The organism is Streptomyces sp. NBC_00162, from assembly GCF_024611995.1.
GTDB lineage: Bacteria > Actinomycetota > Actinomycetes > Streptomycetales > Streptomycetaceae > Streptomyces.
Map to the genome: position 1 here is coordinate 362,894 of NZ_CP102510.1, position 25,947 is coordinate 388,840.

Sequence of the window (25,947 nt, forward strand, 5' to 3'; positions counted from 1 at the left end):
AGCACCCGGAGCCGTTCGGCTGGCACGAGCAACCGCACCGCGGAAGGCCAGCGGGCAAGGCCCGCCGTCAGGACGACGCCGACGCAGAAGGTGACGTGGGAGCAGAGGAGGTACTGCCGTCGTCCAGACACATCAGCGACACGATAACCGGCGCCTGAATGCCCTGTGCCGGCTCCCCCGAGAAGCTGGTGATGACCGTCCAGTTGTTCTTCACGAGGGTGAGCGTCTCGCTGCCCATGTCGGGACCGGTCTGCCAGCCATGCTCGGAACGGGCCCGCGCGAAGGCCGCCTTCAGAGCGGCGTCCACCGTCTCCGGCGCATGCCGTCCCGAGAGCCGTTCGCGGCACCTGCCCAGATAGGTCGAGGGCTCCCTCTCCACCGTGATGCCCTCTGCCGCCAGTATCGAGGTCATCTCCGGCACCACCGTGTCCGCAGGCAGCGGCGGACCCGAGAAGCGCGGGGGCAGCGGGCCGAGGTCCCGCAGCGGGAAAGCGCAGGCCGTCGCCGTCGCTGTCATCAGTGCCGCCATGACCAGGGACGCCAGGGCTGCGCGCCTGTGTCGCCGTCGCACTATGGTGTCCGTCCTCTCTGTTCTCTGCACGGCCGGCCAGTCTCCCATCCCGCTGATCTTGACGGACCACCGGCCACGGACACGTGCCCGGCCGGCCCCTCGAACGCTCTCGTCCACAGGCAGGTGCTGCCTGCCGGCTCGCACCGCCTCTACTCAGACAAGACGGTCGAGTCCGGGCGCTGACGACGCACCTTCAGGCGCAGCACCGCATGCCGGGCGTTCCGGCATCTCGCGGCCAGTGCGACGCGTGCGGGATGGCGGAGTTCGAGCAGCCGGACGCGGTCGTAGTCCGGCGCGATGCCGTACGACAGCACGCTCGCCGGGTCGATCCTGGAGCCGACGATGAGGGCGGAGTTGATCCGTGCCCTGCGCCGGTAGTCCGCCAGCTCCCCGGACCCCCATCCGTCCCCGTCGCAGCCGATGGGCGTGCGAGCGGGAGAGCCGGAGTCGCTCACTCCCACCCCCCAGTGCAGGTAGCCGCCGGGGTTGCCGAAGTAGTGCTGCTCGGCATAGCTGAACCGACGGGCTCCCAGCGCAGGCCACGGCCCAACAGGGTTCGGACCGAGGGCGGGCAGAGAGGCCAGCGGCGTTCTGCCGAGCCTGATGCGGTGGGGTCCGACAGCCACGCGCGGACGGAAGAGCCGACTGCGCGTGGGCAGGGAGTACATCGGCGGCGGCCCTCTCGTATGCCTGCGCGTCCGAGCACGCCGGGACCAGGCCCCGTGCGCGACCGGTCGGCGGAGGTCGCGGGGGCCCGTGTGGGGCGCGGTTCCGCCCGCCCGCCCGTCGCCGGGTTCCGTCCGTCGTGGTCGCCAGACTCGCTCGTTCCTCACCGCTGATTTTTGATCGCCCGCGTGCCCGCTGCTGGTGTGCCGCGATCGGGCCCGGGAGGGGTCTGGCCAGGGAGGTTTCCGCCCGTGTGCGCGGCGCGTGGGGGCGTGCAGGCAAGCGGATGTGATTGCTCCGGAAAATTTACGAAATCCCTCTGAACGTTTGGGGGTTCTTTTCGCTTGGCTGATGAGTAGGAGCCGGCTTTGAGCCGGTTCCCGGCTGCCGGACCTGGGGGGAGGCACGCCTGGACTCTCAACTGATCCGCTTGGAAGGACTCCCTTCGACGTGAACAGCACTGAGCCCCTCGTCCTGGCGCTGATAGGCGCGACTGCTGCCCGGGTGTTCGCGCCCGATGTGGTGAGAGGTCTGCGGCGCCTGCTGGGCGCCGGTGTCCGGGTCGGCGCGGCCGAACTGTCCGCGAGCCGCCCGCCCTACGGCCCCGTGGTCCGTCAGCGGGAGATGCCTGCCGCGAGCCTGGACGGGCCGGGGGAGCAGCCGTGGGGGAGTTCATGACCGACGCCGAGTACGACCCCTTCGGGGAGCAGGCGGTCTCCAGCGAGCTCGCTGGCGTTATGCCGGTGGAGTTCGTCGCCTTCCACTCGCAGAACCACGTGGCCTACCTCGAGTACGCCCACCTCGAACTCGGCGGGGAGGCCGCCCAGGCGGTGGTCGAGGACGTGTTCACCTTCCTCCTCGAGGTCTGGCCCGATGTTCTCCAGGAGGCCAACCTGCAGGCGTTCGCCTGGGCGCAGCTTCGCGAGCACGTCGAGCGCTACCGGGCTCGGCAGGTCGTCCCGGTCGCGCTCGTGGACACCGCCCGCTACGCGGCTCTGCGCCGCGGTTCGAGGCGGAGCCTGGAGCTGATCGAGTCCCGGTCCGGCGTGTACGAGGCGATCGCGGAGCTTCCCGACCGGCACTACGACGTGGTGCTGCTGACCTTCCTGATGGGGCTGGAGACCTCTGAGGTGGCGCAGCGGATGGGTATCGCCGTCGGGACGGTCCGCTCCCACCTGCACACGGCCCGCCGCATGCTCGCGAAGAAGATCGGAATCGACTTGACTCCCGGAGAGGAGAAGGACCTGTGAACGACATGATCCGCAACGACGCGGACGCCGGCAACGAGATGGACGAGGCTCTCCTGGACGCCGAAGTCTTCACCGACGAGTACGCGTCATACGACGAGGATGCCGCCCGCCGCCGTATCGCCCGCCGTATTGCCGCCGCCCGCCACAGCCGCGCCCTCACCGCGCCGAGGGCCGCAGACGCCAGACTCGCGCTGTCGCCCGCGGGCCGGCCCAGCAGCCCGGCCGAGCGCAAGCTCGTCCTGGACGCGGCCTGCAACGTACGGGCCGCCCGCACGCTGGACACCCTGGCCCGCGCCCTCGTCGACAGCCCCACCTTCACCCGCCTCGCGCTCGACTCGGAGGCCTGGCCCCACAGCCAGCCCTCCGCACTCCTCTTCGCCAGCCTCCTGCACCTCTCCGGCCGGATGGAGGCAGCCCAGTTCTGGTTCCAGTACGCCGCGGGCGCCGGATCCGACACCGCCGCCCGCGCCCTCTACCTCCTACACCTCTCCCGTGCCGAGATCGCCACCGCTCACCACTGGCACAACCAGCCCCCCGACCCCGGCCCCGGCGAGGCGCTGCCGCCGCTGCCTTTGGCCGACGCAGTCGAGGACACCCTGCAGGCGTCAATCATCTGGACCTCCCCGCCCATCTCCACCACCAAGATCACCCCCACCCCGCCCACGCAGCCCCACCTGCGGAACCTGCCCGACCCCATCCGCTTCGCCCTCGACACCACCACCCCCCACGACCACGAAGAGCTCGGCGACATCTACATCCCCACCCCCCGCCTCGCCTCCGCGCTGGCCCGCTGCGCACGACTGGACCCCGCCGGCCTGGCCGCGGACGCCAAACCGGGGGCCCGGATGGCAAAGCGGCCCAAGCGGCAGCAGCCGGTGAACACCCGCCTCGAGACCGCCCAGCGGGCCCTGCGCGTCCTGGAAGTCATCCACCGGCACGCCGAGGGTGTTTCCCGGACGCAGATCGCCCGCGAGACCGGTCTGCCCCAGCTGTATCTCGCCCACGCGATCGAGCACCTGGTCCGAACCCAGCTCGCCACCCCGATCGCCCCCAGCGTCTACGCCGCCGGCTCCTCCCTCAAACTCGCCGAGACCGGCCGCAACGGCGGCGCGCTGCTACGCGAGACGCTCGCGTTCCTGCGCGACGAGGTCGGCGCCGCCGTCTACGTCGCCAGCTATACCGACGGCGAGGTCTCCATCACCCAATATGCCGACAGCCCCACCGCCCCCGCCGTCCACGAGTGGGTCGACTTCCGCGAAGCCGCCCACGCCTCCGCCGTCGGAAAAGCCCTCCTCGCCCAGCTCGAGGACGACGAGCGACGCGAACACCTGAACCGCCACCGGATGGAAGCCTTCACTCCCCACACCATCACCAGCCCCGAAGTCCTCTTCACTGAACTCGACACCCGACACCCGGGCGAGCCCCTCCTGGATCTGCAGGAGTACGCGCTCGGCACCGTCTGCGCGGCCGTCCCCATCCGTACAGGCCCCGAACCGGAATGCGTGGCGCTCTCCCTGCCGTCGCCGGACCCGCACAAGCTGCAGCAGGCAGCCCGCGTCCTGCGCAACGAAGCGATCGCCGTCCTCCTGGCCCTCCTGGTCGGAGGAACCCACCCGACTGCTCCCAGCGAGAACGGTGCTTCCCGCGTGGTGATCCACCGCTAGCCAGTCCTACGCCGCAGCGGTGTGGGTCCCGCCACTCATCGGGGGTGGCGGCCCACCCAGTATGTTGTCCCGGCGGTGGGTGTCCGGGCAGGGCCCCATTGCCGGGGCGGTCTCGGCCGCATCGAACCGGTCGAAGGGCGACCAGTCGCCGGAGACCTGGGTGCCGACGAACAACCTCTACTGGTGCACGTACAGCCGGGCCTGGACGCACGTGAAGTCGATGTACGGGCTGTCGGTCACCGCGGGGGAGAAGTTCGCCCTGGAAGGCATGCTCAACACCTGCACATCGTGAGTTCGAACCGGGCGAGGACCGCCGTGACGGTGGGGCCCTGACCAACGAGGAGGGACCCGCCACGGTGGTCTCCTATCAAAGCCGGTGCTCTGACTATCGGACGCGCCGGGGCACCGGCGGTGATGGTGGCGGGCCGTCGCCAGACACCCGCAGGTGTCGTGTTACGCAGTCACGCCGCGGGCACCCAGGCGCGGGCCGGGCGACGAGCGCACGGGGCACCCGGGCGGCAGGGCTGCGCGTAGAGCTGACCGACATCGACCACATTGCATTCGATTCTGAGGCACAGCGAAAGTATCAGTTGATCAAAGTCTGTGCAGCGTTCGTTACGTCTTAGGTGTAACGAACGCTGCTCATGAATCGGTCCACTGTTACTATTGCTGTATGGAGCGGAGTGAAGCGATCAGGCAGCTCGGCGCTATCGCCGCAGATCAGTGGGGCCTGGTCACAGCCCGCCAAGCCCAGGCTGCCGGACTCTCCCGAGTCGACCTCACCCGACTGATCGACGCCGAACTCCTCCTTCGGTCCGCACACGGGATCTACCAGCTGGCCGGCGCCACGCCGACCTCGCACCTCGATATCAAGGCTGCATGGCTCCGACTGGACCCGGCCACCCTGGCCTGGGAGCGCCCGCTCGACGGGGATCGGGCCGCCGTCGTCTCGTACGCCTCCGCCTGCCAGCTTCACGACATCGGAGACATCCCCGCCGACAACGTGGAGATCTCCGTACCCGTCCGCAGAACCACACGCGAGAACGGCGTCATCCTCCATAAAGCCGCCATCCCATCCGGTGACATGACCTTCCTCGAGGGCCTACCGGTGACCACCGTGGACCGCACCATCTGCGATCTCCTCAGAAGCCGAGCCGACGGCGGCCACATCGGCCGCGTCCTGGCCGACGCCGACCAGCGCGGCCTCACCGATACCCGCGCACTGGCCGAGCGAGTGCAGCCCTACGCGCGCGCCTACGGCCTGCCCAAAGACGCCTCCGGAGCCGACCTCCTCAACTTCCTCGCCGAGGAAGCAGGCTTCACCCTGAGAGATGAACAGATCACCGCAGCCGGAGCGCGCGCCATCTCCACGATCGAAGAAGCTCTCATCGCTCACGGCACACGAACACCAGGCCTGGCGGCCGCGTATGAAGCTGTCGCTGCGCGCACCGCTGGGCTGTACCGGATCGACCAGGCGACAGCTGAAGCAATCGCTCGAGGCCCCTCGGAAGCCGTACAACGAGCGCTGGCACAGATTGCTCTCCAGAGCCCAGGACAGGCCTACCTGGATGCGATGAAGTCAGCTACCTCCATCGCTGCCCAAGTGGCAGCGCTCCAGGACACCGCCACCCTCGCGGAGCGCTTCGCGGAAGCGGCTGCCAACAGCCCTGCAGTACTTGCTGCGGAGTGGCTCACGAAACCGATGAACACCACCTCGCCGGCGGTCCGGGCTGCGCAACTGGCCACCCCGACGGCTGAACTCGACGCTGCCAGCCCCGAATCGGAGGACGAAGACGCCGAGGGGGGCACGCCCCCGTCTGAATAGCTTCCGCCGGGCGGCCGGACTTACCCTGGGACGCCTGAGGTCAGAACCGGGGGAGTCGAGATCAGCGCCAACGGCAAGAGCTACGCCACGCCTGCCAGCTTCGAGAAGGCTCTGAAGGACCACGCCAAACAGGTCGTGCGGCAGGACGGCGGAACCGTCCAAGGGGTGATCCGCGGCTTCTTCTTCCAGCGCCTGACCGCCCGCGTCTTCACCGCAGAGCCTGCCGGTTGGCTCCTGAAAGGCGGTCAGGCCCTCCTCGTCCGCTACCCGTCCTTCGCCCGCCTCAGCAAGGACATCGACCTCCAGCGCCTCCACGGGACGACCGAGGAGGCCCTCGAGGCCCTCCTGGCCGGTGCCGCTGTCGATCTCGGCGACCATCTGAGGTTCGTGCCCCAGCGAATGAAGCTCCAGGGCACCAACGGTGACGGCATCGACCAGGCCTTCGACGTCTACATCGGGCCCCGCAAGGTGGACTCCGTCCACGTAGACCTGGTCACCGGCAAGAACGTCACCGCCAACCCCGCGGACTTCCAGCTCATGCCCCGCCCCGACCTCCCCTGGCCGACCGACTGGCCGCAGATCCGCCTCTACCCCGTTGTCGACCACCTCGCGGACAAGATCTGCGCGATGTACGAGTGGCGCGGCACTGCCCCGTCCAGCCGCTACCGCGACCTGGCGGACATCCTGCTCATCAGTCAGAAGGAGACCATCGCCGCGGCGGAGGCCCACCACGCCCTGCACAGCGAAGCGGCCCACCGCAGCGCGCTTGCCGCCAGCACCGAGTTGCGGCTGCCCTCCGAGTTCCAGATGCCCGACCCGGCATGGCGTGCCGGTTACGCGAAGGCCGCCAAGGACGTGATCGGCCTGGTTGGCTGCACGAACTGGGACGACGCGGCCGTCGCCGCTCACGCCTTCGTCACGCCGCTCCTGGGGGAGGTCTTCTCCGGGACCTGGTACTCGGACAAGGCGGAGTGGGTTGGGGGGTGACCTCCAAACGGCTGTCGCCGGGTGCCGACGGGCATGCCGTCGGGTTCCGGAGCCTCCCGGCGATTGAGAATCCGTGACGCACCCGGCTGAGGAGCCCGCCACCCCGTGATGGGCGGCCCCTCTGCCGTGCGCGGTGTTGCTACTTGCCCTTCGTACGGCGTGCCCCGAACCAGAGCATCGGTTCGGGACCCGGCATCGTCCGCTCAAGCACCCTGCGGGTGACGGGCCGGTGGACGTGGCCTAGCCGAGGGAGTCGGTGGGGCATCCAAGGCACCCCCGTGGGCGGGGATCTTTGTGGTGGAACTTGGGATTTGATCATGCTGTGTGGGTGAGCATGGAGCCATGGCGGGATGGTTGAGGGCGTGCTGGTGGGGATTGGCGGTCGTCGGGGTTGCCGCGGCGGTCGTGTTGGTGGTCTGGGTGTCGGTCGGGCATCCAGAGGGGGCCGATCAGGGCTGGGGCATCGCCGGGGCGGTCGCCGGGATTGCCGCGCTGGGGGTCGCGCTGTGGCAGCTCAAGCTCACCGCACAGACTGCGAGCAGCACGGCGCCCGCGGTGACTGCGGATGGCGGGTCGGTCGCGGCGGCCGGCACCGTCCGCAACGCAAGGGCGCGTGACACCGCGCCCGGTACGGGGCCGGGTGCAGCGGCGGGCCCGGGGGTCTCCGCAAGCGGCGGGTCGGTCGCGGCGGGCGGGGACGTCGACGGGGCGAGCGCCCACCACGGCCCGTGAAGCACCGCTGGTGGCGCCGTAACCCCGACTCCGCTGTCCCTGAGCCTGCCGGAGTGTCGGCAACTCAAGGGGCGATCGCGGCTCGCGGCGACATCAACAACTCGGTGGCGGTGTACGCCGAGCGGGCGCTGCCGGCCGAGGCGTACGCGCCGATCCCCGCGGACGCAGCGGCGCAGGGGGTGTCGAATATCCCTGCGGCGGCTGGGTTCGTCGGCCGAGGCACGGCGTTGGATGCATTGGACGCGGCGTTCGCCGACGGTGCGGGCGGGGTGGTGCTACACGCGGTGCACGGGCTGGGCGGGGTCGGAAAGTCCGCTCTGGCCGCGCACTGGGCCGCGTACCGTGCGACGGCTCGCGTGCGGTGGTGGATCACCGCGGACAGCCCGGACGCGGTCGACGCTGGACTGGCATCCCTGGCCCGCGCGCTTGAGCCGGGGCTGGGAGAGCTGCCCGCCGAGCTCCAGATTGAGCGCGCGGTGCAGTGGCTCGCCACGCACGTCGACTGGCTGGTCGTCCTGGACAACGTCGACCGCATCGATGATGTGGGCGCGGTTGTCGACCGGGTCGCGGGCCGGGGCCGGGGCCGGGTCCTGGTCACCACCCGGCGCGCGACCGGCTGGTACCGGCACGCCGCCACCGTCCGCCTGGACGTCTTCGAACCAGACGAGTCGGTCACCCTGTTCGCCCGCCTCCTGACCCACCATGGGCCGCGTGACGCCGACGGCGCCGACACACTCTGCGCGGAGCTGGGGCACCTGGCCCTCGCCGTCGAACAGGCCGCCGCCTACTGCGCCGAGACAGGCACCAGCCCCCGCGCCTACCTCGACATGCTGGCCCAGTGGCCCGCAGCGATGTTCGCCGCCGCCGCCGAAGGTAGCGACTCCGAACGCACCATCGCGAGGATCTGGCGCCTGACCCTCGACCGCCTGACCGACACACCCCTCGCCGGAGACCTCCTGCGGATCCTGGCCTGGTACGCCCCCGACGGCATCCCCCGCGATCTCCTGGACGGCACCGCCGAACCGCCCGAACTCACGGCCGCGATCGGCAGACTTATTGCCTACAGCATGGTCACCGACAATCACGACGGCACCTTGACCGTGCACCGCCTCGTCCAGGCCCTCGCCCGCACCCCCGACCCCGACGACCCACACCGCCGCCCCGAAGACGTCGACCACGCCCGCAACCAGGCCGCCGCCCGCCTCGCGGACGCCTTCCCCATCGACGTCGACCAGCCCGCAACGTGGCCCCGGTGCCGGGCGCTCCTCCCGCACACCGACGCCCTCACCCGGAACCACACTCCCGACCTCGATACCGACGACACCGCCCACGCCCTCGACCGCGCCGCCACCTACCAACAGGGACAAGGCGCACTCTCCCTCGCTGTCAAGGCCTTCCAACGCGCCCTCGCCACCCGGGAGCGGGTGCTGGGCCCGGACCACCCCAGGACTCTGGTCTCCCGCAGCAACCTGGCGGGCGCGTACTGGTCGGCGGGGGATCTCGTGCGGGCGGTGCCGCTATTCGAGCGCACTCTGGAAGACTCCGAGCGGGTGCTGGGTGCCGATCATCCCGACACGCTGATCTCCGGCAACAACCTGGCGCACGCGTACGAGTCGGCGGGGGATCTGGTGCGGGCGGTGCCGCTGTACGAGCGCACCCTGGAAGATCGGGTGCGGGTGCTGGGTGCCGATCACCCCGGCACGCTGCTCTCCCGCGATAACCTGGCGGGCGCGTACGAGTCGGCGGGGGATCTGGTGCGGGCGCTGCCTCTGTACGAGCGGACACTTAGGGACCGGGTGCGGGTGCTGGGCCCGGACCACCCCAGGACTCTGGCCTCCCGCAACAACCTGGCGTACGCGTACGAGTCGGCGGGGGATCTGGTGCGGGCGGTGCCGCTGTACGAGCGGACCTTGGAAGACTCCGAGCGTGTGCTAGGTGCCGATCACCCCGACACGCTGATCACCCGCAACAACCTGGCGTACGCGTACGAGTCGGCGGGGGATCTGGTGCGGGCGGTGCCGCTGTACGAGCGCACCCTGGAAGATCGGGTGCGGGTGCTGGGTGCCGATCACCCCGACACGCTGGTCTCCCGCAGCAACCTGGCGGGCGCGTACTGGTCGGCGGGGGATCTGGTGCGGGCGGTGCCGCTGTACGAGCGCACCCTGGAAGATCGGGTGCGGGTGCTGGGTGCCGATCACCCCGACACGCTGGTCTCCCGCAACAACCTCGCGGGCGCGTACTGGTCGGCGGGGGATCTAGTGCGGGCGGTGCCGCTATACGAGCGCACCCTGGAAGACTGCGAGCGGGTACTGAGCCCAGGCCATCCGACGACTGCGCTGGTGCGTTCGAACCTGGAACTAGCGCGGTCTACATAGTGCTTCGGCGGGTATTGGCCGATGCCAACCTGTGGGCGGGCAAGCCGTGCCTGGCCGATGGCCAGTCTCGCCTGCCACTCCGAGGACTACCCGTACGCGATGGGGTACCAGTACGGGCGACCAGAGCTGTGACGGCGGTTGCACCGGCCGCGGAGACAACTGTACGGCGGGCCCCGAACCAAAGGATTGGTTCGGGGCCCGCCGTACGTCCGCTCAACCGCTTCGTCAGGTCAGCGCTGCGCGGTGGCGCCGCATGACCGAGGCCTGGCAGGCGAACAGGCCGGTCGGTGTGAAGTGCGGTTCGGGCAGATGCCGTTCCAGGGCGCGCAGGTAGTTCCAGCGCAGCCCGGGGTGTGCGGAGTGCGCGTAGTGGTGGAGGTCGCCTAGGGGAGCCAGGTGGCGGCGGCGAGCGCAGCCAGGGCGCGGTTTCGCGGGTACAGCCGCAGGCAGCGGCCGGCCTCGATCTCGGCGGGGGTGCCGGTGCGGTGCTCGGGGTCGAACCAGGTGTGCTCCACCAGCAGACTCCACCAGGCCAGCAGCGGGTAGAGCGGCAGCCGCGGCAGGAGCACACCCGCCAGGATTGCGGCCCCGCCGCCTGTCAGGTACGCGGCGCCCAGCACCAGGACCAGGGCGGCGGCCCCTGCGCCTCCGTACCGGCCGGGCCGTTGGCGCAGGTTGGAGGTCAGGGAAGCGGCCGTGGCCCGGATGCCCCGGGCGGTGAGCGGAAAGAGCAGCGCGAAGACAACCGCGACGCGCCCGGTCTTTAGCACCCAACCGACGGGGGAGCAGCTGCCCTGTCTCAAATGATCTGGTCTGCGGGTAGGGCTGTGACCTGCGGCGACCAGATCACCTGAGACGAGGGGCGGCCCGAGCCATCTAGTCTGCGGGCATGTTGGAGCATCCCGGGTTCGGCGTGATGTTGAAGTGGTTGCTGGACCGCAGAGAGCTCAGCGCACAGGAGTTGGCCGACCGCGCTGGGTTGGCCGCGGACGAGGTCCGGGCGGTGCTCGCGGGGGAGAGCCCCGGCGAGGTGCTGCTCCGACGGCTTGCGCCCGTGCTGGGTTTTCACGCTGTCGATCTGTTCATCCTCGCGGGGTGGGCGGTCCCGGACGACCTGGCGCCCTTGGACGCCGCGGCCGCGAAGTGGGCGACGAGCACGGTGACGGATGTGGTGCGCCTGCCCGAAGTGGGACGCTGTGAACTTCTCCGACTGATCCGCGCACTGCCACAGCAGGAACGGCGTTCCAGCTTCGCCCCGAGGCCGCTCATGCCCCTCGACGGCGGTCCGGGCGCTTGGGTCATCCGCATGCTCCAGTACCGCAACCTGAACTGGATGGGCATGGCGAAGGCGCTGGCGTTCGTGACGCCCACGTACCTGTCGGCGGCCACCTACGGCGTGATCGGCTCCGGACGCAAGGAGCTGACCCCGCGCTTGGTGACGGACGTCGCTGCCCTGCTGGGGATCGACGCCTACGAACTGGCAGTGCTGACGGGCGTTTCCCTGCGTGAGGTGCCACCCCCTCCGTCGCCGGAGGCCGTGGACGCCGCAGCACTGTTGTGGGAGGCGCGACGGCTGTCCGCCGTCCAGACACGACACGTCTCCGAGCTGGCACGCTCGCTGCGCGCGGACTCCGATGTCAGCAGGTAGCTCGTTATCACGGAAGGTCCACCAGTCTCACTCAACCCTAAATGCGGCCTGGTGGCTGTCGTGCGGGCTTTGCGCGGCGGTGTGATGAGTGCTGTCGGTGGCTGGGTTCTTGCTGGTGGTGCGGTTGTGTGTTCTAGCGTCCTGGGAGATGCGTAGTGACTGCGGGAGGAAGACGGAGGGGTAGTGGGCACATTGCTGGGGGAGCAGGAGCTGGATGCGCGGGTTGAATTCCGGTCCTTCGGTTTCCAGGAGTCGGATGACAGCACGGTGCCGGTGCCGTTCCCCGACGATTTCAGGTGGGGTGTGTTCCTGCAGGAGCATGTCCGCCGGTTCGACGTGTTCAGCGCCGGACACACGCACACCGCGTCGGTGACGGCCAGGGTCTGGGACAGCCGGCCCGACGACGGTGACGAGGGTGAGTGGGAGGAGCGCGGGGAGATCGACTATGAGTCGGTCACGGGTGAGGTCGCGCTCTGGGGTTCGGGACGCTCCGAGGAGATGATCCGGCTGGGGCGCGCTGGGATGTGGAGGGTCCGTGTGCGCTGCGCGGGCAGGGCAGAGGTCGAAAGCGTGACGCGCGCGGAGGGCACGGCGTACGGAGTGGAGCGGTATCTGATCGATTTCTGGCCGAAGGCCGGATGAAGCGCGGGCCCGGCACACTCGTGTGCCGGGCCCGCTCCTGGACTTCTACGTCAGTTGATCTTGATGATGAAGCCGTCTTCGGGTCCGTCGATGATGCGGTTGGCGTTGTAGAAGCCGCGCAGGAGAGTTCCCCCGGCTCCGTTCTGGTCCCCGGGGACGGGCTGGACTGAGAAGTTGTTCTTCTCGACGTGGGTGTCGTACTCCTCGATCGCGGAGCCTTCGTAGGTCGAGGCGAAGGGGAACTCGTCGCATTCCTTGCCGCCGTCGGTGTAGTTGGCCCCCCAGTAGCGCTTGCACTCCCGGACTGCGACGGCCCGGTTGCGGTCGAGGCGCTTCTGGTCGAGGAACAGGCGGTGTAGCGGTTCCTGGATGGTGTCGCCGGGCACGTTCTTCAGCGCGTTCAGGGGCTTGGTGGCCTTGGGGTTGGTGAACGCCTGCTTGATGTGCTCGGCTACCGCCTGCTCCGGCGCTCCGGGCTTGGAGCTGTACTCCAGGGTCGCGATCATGCTGAACGCGGCGCCGCCCTTGTTCGTGGGGTTGCCGGCGCCGGTGGAGTTGCGCAGGTAGGAAGCTGAGTCCCACCGCGGGGCGAACATGAAGGGCTTGCCGGTTTTGGGGCTCTCGCCCACCCAGCCCGCAGGAAGGGTCGAGGTGACTTCCGGCTGGTAGACGGCCGCGACCACATCCGCCGCGCCGGCTCCTGTGCCCTGCCCGGGCGCATAGCGCACCGAGTGCGTGTAATGGGGGCTGGACTGCATCTCCAGCCATGTCTTTGTCACCGGCAGGGTCTTGCTCGTTACGGGATTCGCGGCTGCCGGCCAGTCTGCGGCGATGCCGCCCTTGAGGCCGATCTTCAGGCCGGAGACCCCGGTGCTGCCGACCGCGGTGAAGTCGGTGACGTCGTAGTCGAAGTACATCGTCCGGTCGGCTTCCTTGGGAACGGTGCCCCGCACGTAGACGGTGTACGAGCTGGTGCCGACCGCTCCGCTCTGCTTCTCCCAGACGGTCGTGACCTTCAGCCCCGTGCACACCGCGAACCGGGACTTGATGTACACCTGCGAGGCACCGGCCATGTTGCGCTTGCACTCATCCAGCGTCATCGCCCTGGCGGGCTCGGGGTAGGTCACCGCCGCCGGCGCCATGAACGGCAGCGCCGCGCCCTGCTGACCCGAGGCGACGACGGCCGGAGTGCTGGCCCGCCTTCCGTAGGAAGCTGCCGGGCCGACCACCTCCATGGGCGTCGTCGGCGAATCCTCCTGCGTGTCGGCCATCGCCAGCTGCGCTATTCCGGCGCCTGCCTTGAGCTCGTCCAGCGAAGGGGAGGTGGCTCCCGGAGCGAGCATGAACGTACGGGCGGTCAGCTGGTCGATTCCATCGGCCGCGGCAGCGGTCGTACCCCCGGGCAGGGTGATGGCCGCGGCCAGAGCTGCTAACAGGGCGATGCGGCGGCGTGTTTGTGGTGCGGTAACGATGATTCCCCCAACGAACGGTCGGTGAGCGGACCTCGCTCAACAACCAAGCAATATCGAACAATTGCGTCAGTGAAGAAGGGTTCGAGCTGCTTATGGCGGGATGTGACGAGTCCCTTGGCTGATCGACAACAGAACGCCTCCGGAGTGGCCGCGCACCACGCACACCAACTGCGGCCCGTCGTCGATCAGGGCCGCGGAGACCTACCTGCCCGATCGGCGCATCTCTCCCGCCGACGTGTCAGTCGACCCGAATGGGAGATCTGATGGGGCGTGCGCGGGCGTGTGGGGGCCGCACATGGAACCGGACGCGCCAGCTCCAGAAAGATGCGGAGGCCGGCGCGAAGCGCCCGGCGCGCAGGTTCCGAGATCCCGCCGGGGCAAGCCATCCTGGCAGGCGGCGCGCGTACCTACCCACTCTCTGCGGCTACTCACCGGCCGGTGAGTAGCCGGTTGTGTAGTCACCGCTACGACTCCCCACCGCAGGTCAGCACAGGCGTCGCGCCGGGCAGTCCGGTCTGTTCCACGTTCATGTCGGACAGCGTGGTGCAGTGTCCGACGCTGGCGGCGCCCCGAGTCTCAACGCTTCCCAGCGCGACGGCACAGTGCGGGACCGGAAGACTGCCGCCGTGGCATACAAAGGGGGAACCAAGGGGGCAACCAAGAGGGGGAAACAAGGGGGGACGTAGGAGGGGGAAGCAAGGGGGGAACAGCATTTTCGGGCGGGTCGCATGTCCCCTGTTCAGGTCGCCTTTTTCGACTGGTGACTGGTCAGACATTAGGTCTGGGAGGGGAGGTGGTCGTCGGTTGTGGGCGGATTTTCGCGAGGCGGCTGGGGTGGAGCGGGGTTGGTGTTGCGGTCCGTCGGCGAGGCCAGGAGTTGGGCATGCTCTCCACAGGGTGGGCTTACCCAGGGCGGTGCGGGGGCTGAGGCGGAGTGAGGTGGCCGGGGTGCGGTCGTTCGGGGTCGGGGAGACGGTGGTGCGGCGGGATGTGCACCGGGGCCGGGTGTGGAGCGAGCGGGCGCTTCGTGTCATCGACGATGGCAGCGAGGCTCTGGTGACGGCCTGCGCGCCGGGCGCGGAGGCCCGCTGGCCGGCTCTGTATGCCAAGGCCCGCGCCGACGGCGACCGCACGGTGCGCGCCGAGGCGTTCGAGGCGCTGGCGACGGGGGAGTGGGAGCTCGCTCGCGGTCTGTGGCAGGAGACGGAGCTGCTGCTGTGGAAGCCGCCGGACGCGTGGTTCAGCATCAACGCGTTCTTCACCGGCGCCGGTCTGCGGAACTGGTACGTGAACTTCGAGCACCCGACCCGCCGTACCGGGGGCGGCTTCGACACCTTCGACCTGACCGTGGACCTGGTCGTCAGCCCCGACTTGAGCCGCTGGACGTGGAAGGACGAGGACGAGTACGCGCACGTGCGGCGGCTCGGCATCATCGACGACATCGAGCACCAGGCCGTGGAGGACGCCCGTGGCCAGGTGCTCGGCATGCTCGCCGACCGCTGCGGTCCGTTCGAAGCCGCGGAGCGGTGGGCGGTTTGGCGGTGGGATTCGGCCTGGCCCGCGCCGCGTCTGCCGCAGCCCGTGTCGGCCGCGGAGAGGGTTGCACCGGAAGGCGGCTGAACCGTTGTCTGGAGGGTGGCCTCCAGCGGGGGACCGCAGGTGTGACCGGAGGTAGGAGCCTCCCAAACCGGACACCGCTTCTTTCCGCAGGTCATGCGTCGTGGGCAAGCCGGTCATGCGTGCCGACACATCTTTCCCGCGCAATAGCCGTGGGGACAATGACTCCCGCGATCCGGGCGGCGGCCAGGAAGAGCCGCTAACTACTGAGGTTTTCAGGGTGGGGTCGGTGGGTCGATGGCCAGATGTGTGGCCGTGAGGCAGCCGTCGACCAAGTGGGGTCGGAGTTGGATTCTGTGTAACTCGCGGCGGAGTGTGCGGTCGAGGTCGTCGGGTGTGGCGAAGGCGGTGTTGGCCATCGCTCTGCGCACGAGTGACCAGACGGCCTCGACGGGGTTCAGGTCGGGTGCATAGGGCGGGAGCCGGACGGTGGTGAGCCAGTCGTGCTCGGCCTCGTAATGTTTCAGCCCCGCGGCCAGGTGGGTGTTGAGATTGTCCCAGACCACCACGATCGGGCCGCCGAGCTGGATGTGAGCCCGCACCAGCAGGTCGCGGTAGTCCTTCCAGGAGAAGCTCTTGCGTGCACCCTTGAGCAGGAGATGAGTGCGGGGCCGGTGGATGAGACGGCTGTGTTCACCGGGTTTGTAGCAGCACAGCGCGGCGACCGAGGTCCGGCGGCGGGACCTGCCGCGCACACGGATGACAGGGGTCTGTCCGCGCCGGCCCCAGGTGCGGGCACGGGGCGGAGTCATCGAGAAGCCGGCTTCGTCCTCGAAGACGATCCAGGCACCGGACGCCGCCGCGAGGCTTTTACCCCCGGCCACACCTCCTTCTTCCACAGCTCCACCGCGTGCTCGTCACGCTCGAGGGCTCTGCGGGCGGGCGCCTGCCAGGACCAGCCGTGCCGTCTCAGCAGCCGCCACACCGTCGCCACCGACAGGCTCACCCGAAGATGCCGACGGATCAGGGTCTGGACCCGGGCCAGGGTCCAGCGTTCGTCTTCGAAGCCGTGTGCCGACGGCCCCTTGCCGAGTTCCTCCTCGAGCACAGCGAACTGTTCATCGGTGACGGTCGGGGCGTTCGCCGGACCCGTCGAGCGCAAGGCATCCATGCCGCGCTCGCGCCAGGCACGGCGCCAGCGTTCCACGGACCGCACACTCACCCGCAGGTCCTTCGCGATGACCGCGGTCTTCTCACCCGCCGCGAACCGCACGCCGGCCTGAAGCCGGATCCCCTCACGAAACGCCCGACGCTCAGCGGTCAGGCCCCCGCCCTCTGGATACCTCACCTCACCGGCATACCGCAGGGATCATCAACCGTCACTACCCGACGACAACCCGAAAACCTCAGTAAGCGAGCCCAGCAAGAAGCCGCGGGCGACCCCGGGTCTCGCAGCGAGTCCCTGCCACGAACGCGACGACGTCGCGCCGCGACTCTCACAGGGTTGCGGCTGTGCATGGGAGTCAGCGTGCTGGATTCCGGCGAATCCATGTGATGAGCTGGGACGGTGCGAGATCTCCTACGCTGAGGGGCAGTAGCGCTGTCTGGCTGTACTCGCGCCAGGTGCGCAGGCGATCACTGGTGCGGGGCTGGCGCTCGCCGAACATGCCCAGCACGAGACGCATCTGCAACTGTTCGAGGCGTTGGGTGAGCCAGTCACGGCGGACCAGGAGTGTGCTGATCGTTCCGGTGGGCCTTGTGCCTCGCAAGGCCTGTACGACCAGGTGGCCCTCGGAGGTGTGCCAGTTGCCGTTGTCGGGGTCTCGGCGTAGACCGGCTTCGTTCATGAGCCGGGTGCAGGGGAGCGTCAAGCCAGCGGGGGCTTCTATGGAGCAGTCGTGACCGCTGCTGCTCCATGAGTACTCCTGGGATGCTGGATAGGCCCTGAGGGGGCTGCCGTCGGTAGTGCGGGCGAACCTTCTGAAAAATGCGGGGGAGGGCGGAAGCTCGGACCACTGGACGCCCAGCTTGTACAGGTTGGCAAGCCGGTCCTCGTCACTGAGGATGGTCTTGTCGCGGCCGGCCTTGTAGAGGTCCAAGAGGTTGAGGATTTCCTCGTCCTCCAGCCTGCTGGGATCGGCAGCTGTGTGAGAGTCGTCGTCGGAGCCGGTCGTCTCCGGGGCACTGTTGGGTGCGGTGGGTGATTCGGTGTCCCCTGTTGTGTAGTCGGTGTGGGAGAGCGTGTTGTCGCCGTCCGTGTCGTCTTCGGGCAGGGGCAGCTCGCCCAGGTAGACGGCTCGCCAGGCGACGGGTTCCGGCATCCAGCGGCCCATGAGACTACGGGGTTTCAGGAACTCCATGACCTGTTCGTGCTGGGCGTCGTCGACGAGCCAGCTGTGCATGATGTGCCACTGCTCCGCCTGGCCTGTCCAGTCTTTGCCCGGGGCGTGATCGGAGGCGTACTCGTTGAGCACGATCCAGTCGGCGTCGTCCAGCGTGCGGGCGCCCAGCTGTGCGAGGTTTGGCAGGTCCTCGGTGCTTTCCAGCCACTCTTCGAACCGTTCACGTGCCGGCAGGGAGGGAGCGGGCGGGTTCCACCGGTTGTCGAGCACGGTTGGGCGGAAGGTGTCGTGACGGGTGTCCTCGTCGGGTGTGGGGAAGGCGTCTACCGGTTCGGACAGAGGGTGGGGGGCTGGCGGGAGCAAGGGGTCGATGTCGGTCAGGAACAGCGCCGTGGCTCCTGGGTAGTAGGCGAATTCGCTGGTTGGCCCGTGTTTCATGTGTCGGTGGTTGGCGAGGCGCTCGACCAGTTCATGCAGCCCCTGCCACGCGTATTTTTTCCCGAAGCGTTCTGCCTTGTGAGCCTCCCGCCCGTCGCGGCCCCGACCGAAGATGTCGTCGAAAGTACCGAACCGTTCAGGGGTCCAGCCTCGGCCGACGGCGTTGTCGAGAATCCACCGGCCAGCCCACTCCTTGTCGACAGCGGCAGCGGCCAGTTCCTGCTCGAGGGTCGGCGCTGGCGCGCACGCGGCCAGCAATTGCTGCTGCCCCTCGTTGAGGACCTGGCGCTGCTGCCAGGTGTTCTTCAGGAGCGCTCTGATGCTCTCGTCTGACGCCAGGACATCTCGGACGGCTTCGGGCAGGCAGTCCCGGAACGCGGTCACAGCCTCCTGTACAAGTGCTACGGACTCTGGCAGCGGAGGACGGGGAGTAGCGAGAGGTAGATCGCTGAAATGATCGACTGCGGGGCGCACCTCGTAGGTGGTGAAGTCCGCCAGTCCCGTGAAGGAGGACCTGAGACTGGCCCAGAGCCGGTCGCCAGCCCCGCCTCGGTTGGGGTAGCGGGCATCGAGGGTGTTCTCGTCCGGGGCTTCCCCAACCTCGGGGCACGCATGGGGGTGGTGGGTGCGCGTTTCGTCCTCGTCGCTGATAGTCCCTGTTCGATGCGCCATCCTGACGATTCGGGTGGCGGCGTCGCACAGCAATACGTTCCGGGAAGCGTGAGCCGTTCCTGCTGTATCGCCGTAGACACTGTCGAGGATCCGGCGTGCGATGCGGGCCAGTAGTTCGGGCTGGGTACGTGGTGCATCGGTGCGGGCCAGGGCGCCGTAGGCGGCCAGGACGAGCCGTTCGAAGAGGTAGGGGTCGTCCACCTGTGCGGCGTCCTGGTCGAGGAACTGGTCGAGCAGCCCGGCCACCACGTTGGGATACCCCAGGAGGAGCTGGACAACGGCCTTGGTGGCGCGGTCCCGCAGGAAGCGGTTGGGGGATGTGAACGTCCACACCAAGGTGACGGCGGCCAGCCGCGCGACTTCTTCAGATGGCTCCTGCGTTGCACCAGTGGCCGCCATAGAAGTCCCGGGCCGCCGCACCCACGTGGTTGCAGGGGTCGGCAGGGGGCGGACGCGATCTGGGGTCGGAAGCTGTTCCGCCCATCGCAACAACCGGTGCAGGGCCGACGTCTCGTCCACCATGGAGTAGGTGTAGATGCCCCACCAGCAGTCCCGGTCGGCTGGGGAGTAGCTGAGCAAGATGCGATGCAGCCGGTCGGCGTTGAGGCGATGGCCGGGGTGGGTGGCGACCGATAGCACTGCCTCCAGGACCTCTTGTTCCAGTTCCCACTCAGTGGTCGCCTCGTTGAGCAGGTCCACCGTCCGCTGGGTCACATGGTCGCCCTTCCGCAGCCCGAGTGTATGGACCACGCTGCGATACAGAGCGTAGCCACGGCTGCCAGCACGGCCTCCTTCGGACGCCTTCTCCTCGTCAGCGAGCAAGTCGATCAGTTCATGACCAGTGGCCTCGGGAAGCAGGACGGTCGCGGCGTCGATGATGTTGCCCGACGCCGCAGCCAGCCATGCCCGCACAGGCGATGCGGCCTGCAAGACACCCGACGCCTCCGCCAGCTCTACATCCTCGCGATGCTGATCCAGCACAGCGCGGACAATCCGGTCGTCGCTGAACGCCTGATAAGCGAAACCGATTCCGGCCTCCAACGTACCGCTGCTGTGCATATAGCGGTCTGTGGCCAGCACCCCATGCGCCACCAGCTGACCCAGCATGGTGTCCGGCCACGCCATCCGGCCGGGCGCAAAGGAATCGACCACCGTCCGCGCCTCAGTGTGTGAGACCACCTCCCGGCCTTCCGCTGCCATGAACGCTGCCAGCTTCTGCACCGCCTGATGCACGGAACGTTCGGCCGGGTCCAACGACAGCCGCCCACTGATCTGCCCAGCGCGCCTGTCGACGAACGCGTCGAACACCGCGCTGCGGTGCAGCGTCGTCGTAGCGGTGTGACGCTTTCCCTCAGGCAGGGACAATACGGTGTCGCTGTACAGCTTGACGAAGAGAGGGTTGGAGAACGCGGGAGTCAACATAGGCGTACGAGGCAGCGCTGAAGGAGCTTCGCGTAGATACGCCTCCAGCGCCTCGACCTCATGCCCGGCGAACCCCGGATGCTCGGTGACTGGAAACCCCCTGCCCCTCAGATCGTCCGGGAGGACAGCCCGAGCAAGCGACGACCGGCATGAGACCACGAGCGCCACATGGTCATACCGATCCATCTCGGCCGCGAGCGCCGGCAGCGCGGTGCGCCACCCTCCGGGTTCGTCGGAGTCGTTGAGCGCATCGATGAACAGCATGAAGCGTGCGCCGCTGGCCGCGCCCGCGGCATCCATCGCCTGCAGCAGGACCTCGTGCGGAAGTGCCCCGAGCCCCAGATGCTGGGCGATCTGTGTCAATGGGTCCACAGCCGTCAGTCGTTCAGCGAAGACCGTCAGCGAGGGACGCCCTTGCTTCAGAGCGCGACGGGTGGCGTCCACCAAGAGATGCGTCTTGCCCTGTCCCGCTTCACCCAGCAGGACCCATCGCCTGGCTTCAGCTGCTCGGGCCGCGTCGCTGAGACAGAACGCCCGCAACTTCTCGGCCCTCCGCCGTGCTCCGTCGACGAAGAAGGTGTCCTCGCGCGACCAGCCACGGGACCCTGCCTCTCTCTCCTCAGTAGTCGCCGAACGCGCCGCCTCGTCGGACAGGCCCTCCATCTGACGGCCCGCCTCCTGGGCCTGTGACAGAAGGAGGGCCACTTGCGCAGCCACATCTGCCATGTCCGAGGCTGGCATCCACCCCGGCTTAACCTCACTCGCTACCGACAGCAGCTCGATGACACCCTCGGTGGCTTTGCCTACTCTGTCGGACATCTGTGCATACAGGTCGGCGAACGATGCGCTGCCCGCCTCGCTTAGCCCGGCGGGTAGGACTCGTGCCAGCGAGGGCTCCCCTGGCATGGCCTCCACCAGATCCCGCGCATACGCTTCAAGGCGCGCACGAAACATCGGCGACATAGCGCATCCGTCGATGACCGACGCGATCGGCAGCGCCACATGATGCTGCGGGGTGTAGCGGTCGTGTGCGATGGTCTCCGCGACCCGCTGCCGGGCCAGCAGCCACTCCAGCCCCAGAGCTCGCTGCTCGAAGAAGAACCAACGGCGCCCTTCATTGCCCGGCTCCAGCAACCGCTCAAGCGTGTGGCCGCTGTCCATGAGGTCGATCTCGATGTCCGCAACACCGGGCAGCTCGCTCTTCCACTTGGCGACCTCTTTGTTCCACCGTTGCCTGGCACCCTGCACGGGCTTGCCCTTGACCTTGTGTGCCGGGTCGGGAAGATCGAACGGAACCCAGAACGTCAGACGAACGACATTCCGTACTCCTCGATTCCGGCCCACCGCTGCAACGCTCTCAGTAGCGAGTGGCAAGAGCCGGTGGACGTCTTTGACGAACTTGACCTGGTGGCCGTGACAGCGACCGTCAGGGGCTTCGTCATACCACTCCACACCCCCATCGGGCGCTGCGGTCTTGACTGTCCGCCATCCGGTCTGGGCGGCGTCCCGCAGCTGAAAGCACAGCTCTTCGAAGGCCCGGTCCTGGCTGCCGGCCCATGAGCGGATACTGAACCAGTCGAAGGGATGTGTTGCTGCACCACCGGACACTGCTGCCCCCTAACCCGAACGAACGCGGCGGGGCTAAGCGCCGCAAGTGCATCTTGCCTCACACCTCTCATGACTGTTGTCGAAAAGGTCTCAGCCTGACTGTCTGCGGGCGGCGGGGCCAGACAACATCACCTCGGCGCGGCTCTGGCACTTTCGCCTGTCCGTTCATACGCGGCTACGCCCCGACCGCATTCCGATCGCGGACAGCTGCTCGACCCGCTCCGGGGACAGCGTGGCGGCCCTGCTGCGCTGGTTGCCGATCCAGGGCCCCGAGCCGGAGCTCCCGTTCCTCCTGATCCGCGCCGACGAACTGCTCGACGTGCTTCCTGGGCACGCGCAGGTGTCCCTCGCGCGCGTAGAACTGGTGGGCAGCCTGGTAGTTCACCGCCCACTCGTCGGCCTGCGTAGGGCGTTGCGGGTTCTCGTTCTCACTGACGGGCTCGATGCCGTTGACCTGCTCGTACATCCACTGCGGCACAGTCGTGAATTTGTCCTCCCAGCCCAGCCGGACCGAGCGCACCCACCGTCCGAGGTCCTCGCGCTGGTGCACGAAGCCCCCGGCTCCCCCGCCAGCTCGCCGCCGGCCGCCAGGTGGAGTCGGACGAGGTGGAAGTCGCGCTGTCACTCCACCGGCCAGACCGGGCACCATCAGGGGTCGATGTCTTCCAGCTGTTCGCACCGCGCCTGCGACAGCGCCCCGGCCGACTCGACCGGCAGTCCCTCGGCCCGCCTCTGCTTGTCCTCGGCGGCCTTCCGGGCGGCGGCCCGCGCGTTCTTGAGCCAGATCCCCACCTTCGTGCCCTGGAAGGTGGCGACCAGCAGGGCCGGGAAGTGTCCGCCCGTACAGCGCGGAGGCGTGGCGGCCGTGGCTGGAGGCCGCCGCTGTGGTGCACGACGCGATCACCAATCATGCGAAGGCGACCGGCCAGAACCGCTACGAGGTCGAAAAGGACCTGGTGACTGCGGCGAAGACGGCGGAGGGTGCTCCCGAGGGCTGACCCGGTCCGCCCGTACACCGGGCCCATGGGCGACGCCCCCGCTGGGCCGTCCAGCGGCCTCCACCAGGGTCCTGCCGCCCCCGCCGGGCGAGGCTGACCCTGTGGGGCCGACCGTGAGGGAGGTCTTGGAGTGGTGCTGCGGCCTCCGGCGAACCCGATGCTGGCGCAGGCCGCGGAGGCGCTACCCGGTCCCGGCATCGGACGTGATGGCTTTGTTCACGAGTTTCGGCTCTGGCTCAGGTTCTGTGGACTGGTCACACTCAGTCACGGATTCGGCAGGTGGGGGGAGGCCACGGACGGGCACGGCTCTGGAGAACATGCGCCCGAAACCGGGGCCCAGCTCGGGTGAGGCTGCCTCAGCCAGGGGCGACCTGATATGAGTTGATCATGAATGCTGAAACTCTTGACCCGATGGAGCGCCTGCTCGCAGAGCGGGCTTGTGAGCGGCTGGTCGTCGAGTTCGTCCATCGGCTCGACCTCGGGGACCCGGGCTCGGTGGCGGACCTCTTCACGCAGGACGGCACCTGGGAATGGCCCGCCGGCGACCGCCGCATTGCGGGTCACGACGCCCTGCGCATCTACTTCGGCAACCGGCCCGCAGACCGACTGTCACGCCGTATATGCACCAACATCCTGGTTACCGTGACCTCTGCGGACACCGCCGCCGCCACCACCTACTTCACCACGTACCGTGTGGACGGCTACAGCGAGGGCCTCGTACCGCCGCGGCCCCCGGTTCAGGTGGGGCACTACGAAGACACGTTCCGCAAGGTGGACGACACCTGGCTGCTCACCATGCGGACTCTCTTCCTCTCTTTCGCCGGTCCCACGGAACGCCTCGACGGGCCCGGCCAGTCATGAGAACGGCTCCCCAGCCGACCGGCCGTCAAGGGTCCTGCGCCACGGGGAGTGACACTCCACAGAACTTGAGCCAGAGCCTGTTCAGCAGCAGCGTTTGTCTGCCGGTTTGGGCGTCAGTTGGTGATCACTGGGCCTCGGAATGTTCACGAGAGATAGCGTCAGCGCATGGACCAGCGCGGCCTGGACCGCTGGCTCGGGTGTCAGGGGACATATTGGCGCCCCGAAAGACGTTCGTCGCCTGCCGTCTAACCTCTCCTCTTGAGGGGTGGGATTATGGAAAAGTCGATCTTGGTTGAGTCCATCAGGTACTCCGCCGTGTGCCAGGGGTGCGGTGCCGAGGCGGAGTGGTGCGGTGTTCAGGCTCTGGTGGGCGAGGCACTGCGGTGGGATGTTGAGTCGACGTGTCTGGCCTGCGGGTTTGCCCTGGCTGTGTGTGACGGTGACCTGCCGGAGGAACTGCGTGGCCGACTGCTCTCCGAGCACGGGCGGGCAAGGTTGCGAGTAGCCCCGCCGACGAGGAACGCCGCCGTCATGCGGGTGTTGCGGGCGGAACTCGGCATCGGCCTGGACGGCGTTCGGGGCGTGCTGGAGCAGGTCTTGACCGGGCAGTACTCAGGGACCCTGCCCGAGATGGAGCTCCTGGCGCGGAAGCTGCGGGCATCAGGCATCGAAGCGGCCGCTTCACGGACGGTGGATTGAGTGAGCCTGCCTGGCGGAACGACCGGGCCGTCGAGGTAGGTAGTGGGAGGGATCAGCCGGCCTTGGCTGCCTCGACAAGTTCGTTGACGAGCTTCGCGGCCAGGGCATACCGAACGCGGTGGCCTTCCATGGCGGCTGCAGTGCCCAGCCCGATCAGGAGGTGGGACTTGCCGGTGCCCGAGTCCCCGATCAGGCAGAGGGGCTCGCCCTTCTTGACCCATTCGCAGGTGGCGAGGTTGTTGATCATGACCGGGACGACGTTGGGGTTGGCGGAGTAGTCGAAATCGGAGAGTTATCTGGGGTTCGTTTGTGCCCGTCTGGAACACTGCGCTGTTTCACTGGTCCGCGACAGCATGTCTGGTTCATCTCCGTAGCGGTGGAGGTGCCTAGTTCATGGTTCTATCCAGGCTAGAAAATGAATCACACATGGAGTGTGGTCGAGGTTGTTGCGGACTTGGAAGTCGTTTCTTTTGGTGTGATCGTTCGCTGAGCTGTGCATGGTGGATCTGGTTGAGTGTCTGGTGCCGGACGAGCTGTGGGTGTTGTTCCGGCGGGTGGTGCCACCGACGGAGGTGATACGTCCGCAGGGCGGGGGCCGGCATCGGGCGGGTGATTCTGAAGCCTTGGGGGAGGTCATCCTCGCGGCCAGCACAGGCTGGGCGTACCGGCCATGGCTCGCGGGCTGCCGAGGATTACACCGCCGCTACGAACGCAAGGCCGAACACTTCCTCGTCTTCGTCGGCGTAGCCACAGCACTCATCGGCTACCGAAGCCTTACCAAATGAAGCGACGTCTTAGGCTCATGGTGAGTTCGGTCCGGTCCATCCGCGTGGCGCACGCTGCGAATGCGCGTTCGTCGAGCGAAACTGAAGCCGGTAGGTGGGCGAGGGTGTGACGCACTCAAGCGGTGGTACGGCGTCGATGGCTACGACTGCCGCTCGAGGCGGTACCAGCGATTCTCTGACCAAGGAGGCGGTCATGACGGAGCAACGCAAGAGCAGTGACATCATTCCGGAGGAGTTTGGCGGACTGATCGTGGAATTTCGCGGTCTACTTGAGAAGTACCCCCATGCGGTCGGGAACTTCTCGCTCGCATACCACCCTGCGGAGTATGGAGAGGAATTGGGTACAACAGTGACGGCGGGGATCCCTCCCGCCCCGGCCTTCGATTGCTCAGAAATCGAACCCGGATTCGTTGTGTGCCGGCGCATCCACGAGGAGTGACCGTGCAGGAATGAGAGCCGATGTCCGGCCCCGTAGGTCCTGAAGGCGGAGCCGGAAGGACCTGGGTGGGGGAGCGCAGCGGATCCGCCCAACGGGCCGAAGGCCCGGACCCCGTGAAACGGGGTCACCCCAGCCCGCGTAGCGGGCCGTTCGAGACCGAGCGAAGCGAGGTCTCGAACCTTGTCCGGAGCGAAGCGCAGGACACCGGCCCGAAGGGCCGGCTCTGGCTCGGCGAAGCCGAGCCACGTCGAGCGCAGCGAGGCGGTTCTCTCCTGAGCGCGCAGCGCTCAGGTT

At 68.2% G+C, this 25,947-nt stretch carries 23 protein-coding genes and 2 pseudogenes; 15 read left to right on the top strand and 10 right to left on the bottom strand.

Annotated elements, in window-relative coordinates; all coding sequences use genetic code 11:
- Nucleotides 1–67 precede the first annotated feature (67 nt).
- Together JIW86_RS41295 and JIW86_RS41300 are read right to left on the bottom strand one after the other, a co-directional pair.
- On the bottom strand, nucleotides 68–529 hold the full coding sequence (locus JIW86_RS41295) for a hypothetical protein (RefSeq protein ID WP_257559857.1): 462 nt from the start codon (nucleotides 527–529) through the stop codon (nucleotides 68–70).
- Nucleotides 530–720: 191 nt separating this feature from the next.
- Entirely contained in the window at nucleotides 721–1,239 is a 519-nt protein-coding gene (locus tag JIW86_RS41300; RefSeq protein WP_322975639.1) for an ETEC_3214 domain-containing protein, read from the bottom strand.
- Between the two features lie 448 nt (nucleotides 1,240–1,687).
- Between JIW86_RS41300 and JIW86_RS41305 the strand changes: the two genes are divergently transcribed.
- From JIW86_RS41305 to fxsT, 8 genes are all read left to right on the top strand, one after another.
- Nucleotides 1,688–1,915, top strand: coding sequence for a hypothetical protein (locus JIW86_RS41305; RefSeq protein WP_257559859.1), 228 nt, complete (start codon nucleotides 1,688–1,690; stop codon nucleotides 1,913–1,915).
- Nucleotides 1,912–2,487, top strand: a complete 576-nt coding sequence (locus JIW86_RS41310; protein ID WP_257559860.1) for a sigma-70 family RNA polymerase sigma factor — start codon at nucleotides 1,912–1,914, stop codon at nucleotides 2,485–2,487. The genes JIW86_RS41305 and JIW86_RS41310 overlap by 4 nt, the downstream gene beginning before the upstream one ends.
- Nucleotides 2,488–3,332: 845 nt before the next feature.
- Nucleotides 3,333–4,151 (top strand): IclR family transcriptional regulator, encoded by an 819-nt coding sequence (locus JIW86_RS41315; protein ID WP_257559890.1) that lies wholly within the window; start codon nucleotides 3,333–3,335, stop codon nucleotides 4,149–4,151.
- Between the two features lie 160 nt (nucleotides 4,152–4,311).
- Nucleotides 4,312–4,443 carry a hypothetical protein gene (locus JIW86_RS41320; RefSeq protein ID WP_322975640.1) on the top strand — a complete coding sequence of 44 codons (132 nt, stop codon included), beginning with the start codon at nucleotides 4,312–4,314 and terminating at the stop codon, nucleotides 4,441–4,443.
- Nucleotides 4,444–4,824: 381 nt separating this feature from the next.
- Nucleotides 4,825–5,976 carry a type IV toxin-antitoxin system AbiEi family antitoxin domain-containing protein gene (locus JIW86_RS41325; RefSeq protein WP_257559861.1) on the top strand — a complete coding sequence of 384 codons (1,152 nt, stop codon included), beginning with the start codon at nucleotides 4,825–4,827 and terminating at the stop codon, nucleotides 5,974–5,976.
- 165 nt (nucleotides 5,977–6,141) lie between these two features.
- Nucleotides 6,142–6,963 carry a nucleotidyl transferase AbiEii/AbiGii toxin family protein gene (locus tag JIW86_RS41330; protein ID WP_257559862.1) on the top strand — a complete coding sequence of 274 codons (822 nt, stop codon included), beginning with the start codon at nucleotides 6,142–6,144 and terminating at the stop codon, nucleotides 6,961–6,963.
- A 420-nt stretch (nucleotides 6,964–7,383) separates the two neighbouring features.
- A complete protein-coding gene (locus tag JIW86_RS41335) occupies nucleotides 7,384–7,695 on the top strand; it encodes a hypothetical protein (protein ID WP_257559863.1) in 312 nt (103 codons plus the stop codon).
- Between the two features lie 53 nt (nucleotides 7,696–7,748).
- Nucleotides 7,749–10,070, top strand: coding sequence for an FxSxx-COOH system tetratricopeptide repeat protein (gene fxsT, locus JIW86_RS41340; protein ID WP_257559864.1), 2,322 nt, complete (start codon nucleotides 7,749–7,751; stop codon nucleotides 10,068–10,070).
- A 383-nt stretch (nucleotides 10,071–10,453) separates the two neighbouring features.
- Here the strand turns inward: fxsT and JIW86_RS41345 are convergent, their stop codons facing one another.
- A complete protein-coding gene (locus tag JIW86_RS41345) occupies nucleotides 10,454–10,840 on the bottom strand; it encodes a hypothetical protein (protein ID WP_257559865.1) in 387 nt (128 codons plus the stop codon).
- A gap of 119 nt (nucleotides 10,841–10,959) precedes the next feature.
- On the opposite strand from JIW86_RS41345, the gene JIW86_RS41350 reads away from it, so the two are divergent.
- Together JIW86_RS41350 and JIW86_RS41355 are read left to right on the top strand one after the other, a co-directional pair.
- Nucleotides 10,960–11,718: a hypothetical protein gene (locus JIW86_RS41350; RefSeq protein WP_257559866.1), complete on the top strand. Its 759-nt coding sequence runs from the start codon at nucleotides 10,960–10,962 to the stop codon at nucleotides 11,716–11,718.
- 183 nt (nucleotides 11,719–11,901) lie between these two features.
- Nucleotides 11,902–12,360, top strand: a complete 459-nt coding sequence (locus JIW86_RS41355; RefSeq protein ID WP_257559867.1) for a hypothetical protein — start codon at nucleotides 11,902–11,904, stop codon at nucleotides 12,358–12,360.
- Between the two features lie 50 nt (nucleotides 12,361–12,410).
- Here the strand turns inward: JIW86_RS41355 and JIW86_RS41360 are convergent, their stop codons facing one another.
- On the bottom strand, nucleotides 12,411–13,703 hold the full coding sequence (locus JIW86_RS41360; protein WP_257559868.1) for a hypothetical protein: 1,293 nt from the start codon (nucleotides 13,701–13,703) through the stop codon (nucleotides 12,411–12,413).
- A gap of 1,077 nt (nucleotides 13,704–14,780) precedes the next feature.
- On the opposite strand from JIW86_RS41360, the gene JIW86_RS41365 reads away from it, so the two are divergent.
- A complete protein-coding gene (locus JIW86_RS41365) occupies nucleotides 14,781–15,452 on the top strand; it encodes a DUF402 domain-containing protein (protein ID WP_257559869.1) in 672 nt (223 codons plus the stop codon).
- A 212-nt stretch (nucleotides 15,453–15,664) separates the two neighbouring features.
- Here JIW86_RS41365 and JIW86_RS41370 read toward each other — a convergent pair whose 3' ends face one another.
- The 5 genes from JIW86_RS41370 to JIW86_RS42330 all read right to left on the bottom strand — a co-directional run bounded on the left by JIW86_RS41370 (nucleotide 15,665) and on the right by JIW86_RS42330 (nucleotide 22,663).
- Nucleotides 15,665–16,201, bottom strand: coding sequence for a transposase (locus JIW86_RS41370; protein WP_257559204.1), 537 nt, complete (start codon nucleotides 16,199–16,201; stop codon nucleotides 15,665–15,667).
- Nucleotides 16,198–16,737 (bottom strand): winged helix-turn-helix domain-containing protein, encoded by a 540-nt coding sequence (locus tag JIW86_RS41375; protein WP_257552434.1) that lies wholly within the window; start codon nucleotides 16,735–16,737, stop codon nucleotides 16,198–16,200. Before JIW86_RS41375 ends, JIW86_RS41370 begins: the two co-directional genes overlap by 4 nt.
- A 175-nt stretch (nucleotides 16,738–16,912) precedes the next feature.
- Complete coding sequence (locus tag JIW86_RS41380; RefSeq protein ID WP_257559870.1) at nucleotides 16,913–21,871, bottom strand: hypothetical protein; 4,959 nt, start codon at nucleotides 21,869–21,871, stop codon at nucleotides 16,913–16,915.
- 175 nt (nucleotides 21,872–22,046) lie between these two features.
- Complete coding sequence (locus JIW86_RS42325; RefSeq protein WP_416237713.1) at nucleotides 22,047–22,421, bottom strand: hypothetical protein; 375 nt, start codon at nucleotides 22,419–22,421, stop codon at nucleotides 22,047–22,049.
- Between the two features lie 98 nt (nucleotides 22,422–22,519).
- Nucleotides 22,520–22,663: a hypothetical protein gene (locus JIW86_RS42330; protein WP_416237714.1), complete on the bottom strand. Its 144-nt coding sequence runs from the start codon at nucleotides 22,661–22,663 to the stop codon at nucleotides 22,520–22,522.
- A 593-nt stretch (nucleotides 22,664–23,256) separates the two neighbouring features.
- On the opposite strand from JIW86_RS42330, the gene JIW86_RS41390 reads away from it, so the two are divergent.
- The gene (locus tag JIW86_RS41390; protein ID WP_257559871.1) at nucleotides 23,257–23,730 is read left to right on the top strand and encodes a nuclear transport factor 2 family protein; all 474 of its coding nucleotides are present in this window, start codon (nucleotides 23,257–23,259) and stop codon (nucleotides 23,728–23,730) included.
- 273 nt (nucleotides 23,731–24,003) lie between these two features.
- A complete protein-coding gene (locus tag JIW86_RS41395; RefSeq protein WP_257559872.1) occupies nucleotides 24,004–24,429 on the top strand; it encodes a hypothetical protein in 426 nt (141 codons plus the stop codon).
- A 64-nt stretch (nucleotides 24,430–24,493) separates the two neighbouring features.
- On the opposite strand, the pseudogene JIW86_RS41400 reads toward JIW86_RS41395, so the two are convergent.
- Nucleotides 24,494–24,721, bottom strand: a pseudogene (locus tag JIW86_RS41400) (ATP-binding protein); the annotation flags it as partial.
- Between the two features lie 379 nt (nucleotides 24,722–25,100).
- Here JIW86_RS41400 and JIW86_RS42335 point away from each other — a divergent pair.
- Nucleotides 25,101–25,214 (top strand): annotated as a pseudogene (locus JIW86_RS42335) (IS5/IS1182 family transposase); the annotation flags it as partial.
- Between the two features lie 193 nt (nucleotides 25,215–25,407).
- Nucleotides 25,408–25,653, top strand: coding sequence for a hypothetical protein (locus JIW86_RS41410; RefSeq protein WP_257559874.1), 246 nt, complete (start codon nucleotides 25,408–25,410; stop codon nucleotides 25,651–25,653).
- The last annotated feature ends 294 nt before the right edge of the window (nucleotides 25,654–25,947 follow it).

What these genes read in the sequence shown, in the direction of transcription:
- JIW86_RS41295 (WP_257559857.1), bottom strand. Translation starts at nt 529, where the DNA reads ATGGCGGCACTGATGACAGCGACGGCGACGGCCTGCGCTTTCCCGCTG.
- JIW86_RS41300 (WP_322975639.1), bottom strand. Translation starts at nt 1,239, where the DNA reads ATGTACTCCCTGCCCACGCGCAGTCGGCTCTTCCGTCCGCGCGTGGCT.
- JIW86_RS41310 (WP_257559860.1), top strand. Translation starts at nt 1,912, where the DNA reads ATGACCGACGCCGAGTACGACCCCTTCGGGGAGCAGGCGGTCTCCAGC.
- JIW86_RS41315 (WP_257559890.1), top strand. Translation starts at nt 3,333, where the DNA reads ATGGCAAAGCGGCCCAAGCGGCAGCAGCCGGTGAACACCCGCCTCGAG.
- JIW86_RS41325 (WP_257559861.1), top strand. Translation starts at nt 4,825, where the DNA reads ATGGAGCGGAGTGAAGCGATCAGGCAGCTCGGCGCTATCGCCGCAGAT.
- JIW86_RS41350 (WP_257559866.1), top strand. Translation starts at nt 10,960, where the DNA reads ATGTTGGAGCATCCCGGGTTCGGCGTGATGTTGAAGTGGTTGCTGGAC.
- JIW86_RS41360 (WP_257559868.1), bottom strand. Translation starts at nt 13,703, where the DNA reads ATGCTCGCTCCGGGAGCCACCTCCCCTTCGCTGGACGAGCTCAAGGCA.
- JIW86_RS41370 (WP_257559204.1), bottom strand. Translation starts at nt 16,201, where the DNA reads ATGACTCCGCCCCGTGCCCGCACCTGGGGCCGGCGCGGACAGACCCCT.
- JIW86_RS41390 (WP_257559871.1), top strand. Translation starts at nt 23,257, where the DNA reads ATGAATGCTGAAACTCTTGACCCGATGGAGCGCCTGCTCGCAGAGCGG.
- JIW86_RS41395 (WP_257559872.1), top strand. Translation starts at nt 24,004, where the DNA reads ATGGAAAAGTCGATCTTGGTTGAGTCCATCAGGTACTCCGCCGTGTGC.
- JIW86_RS41410 (WP_257559874.1), top strand. Translation starts at nt 25,408, where the DNA reads ATGACGGAGCAACGCAAGAGCAGTGACATCATTCCGGAGGAGTTTGGC.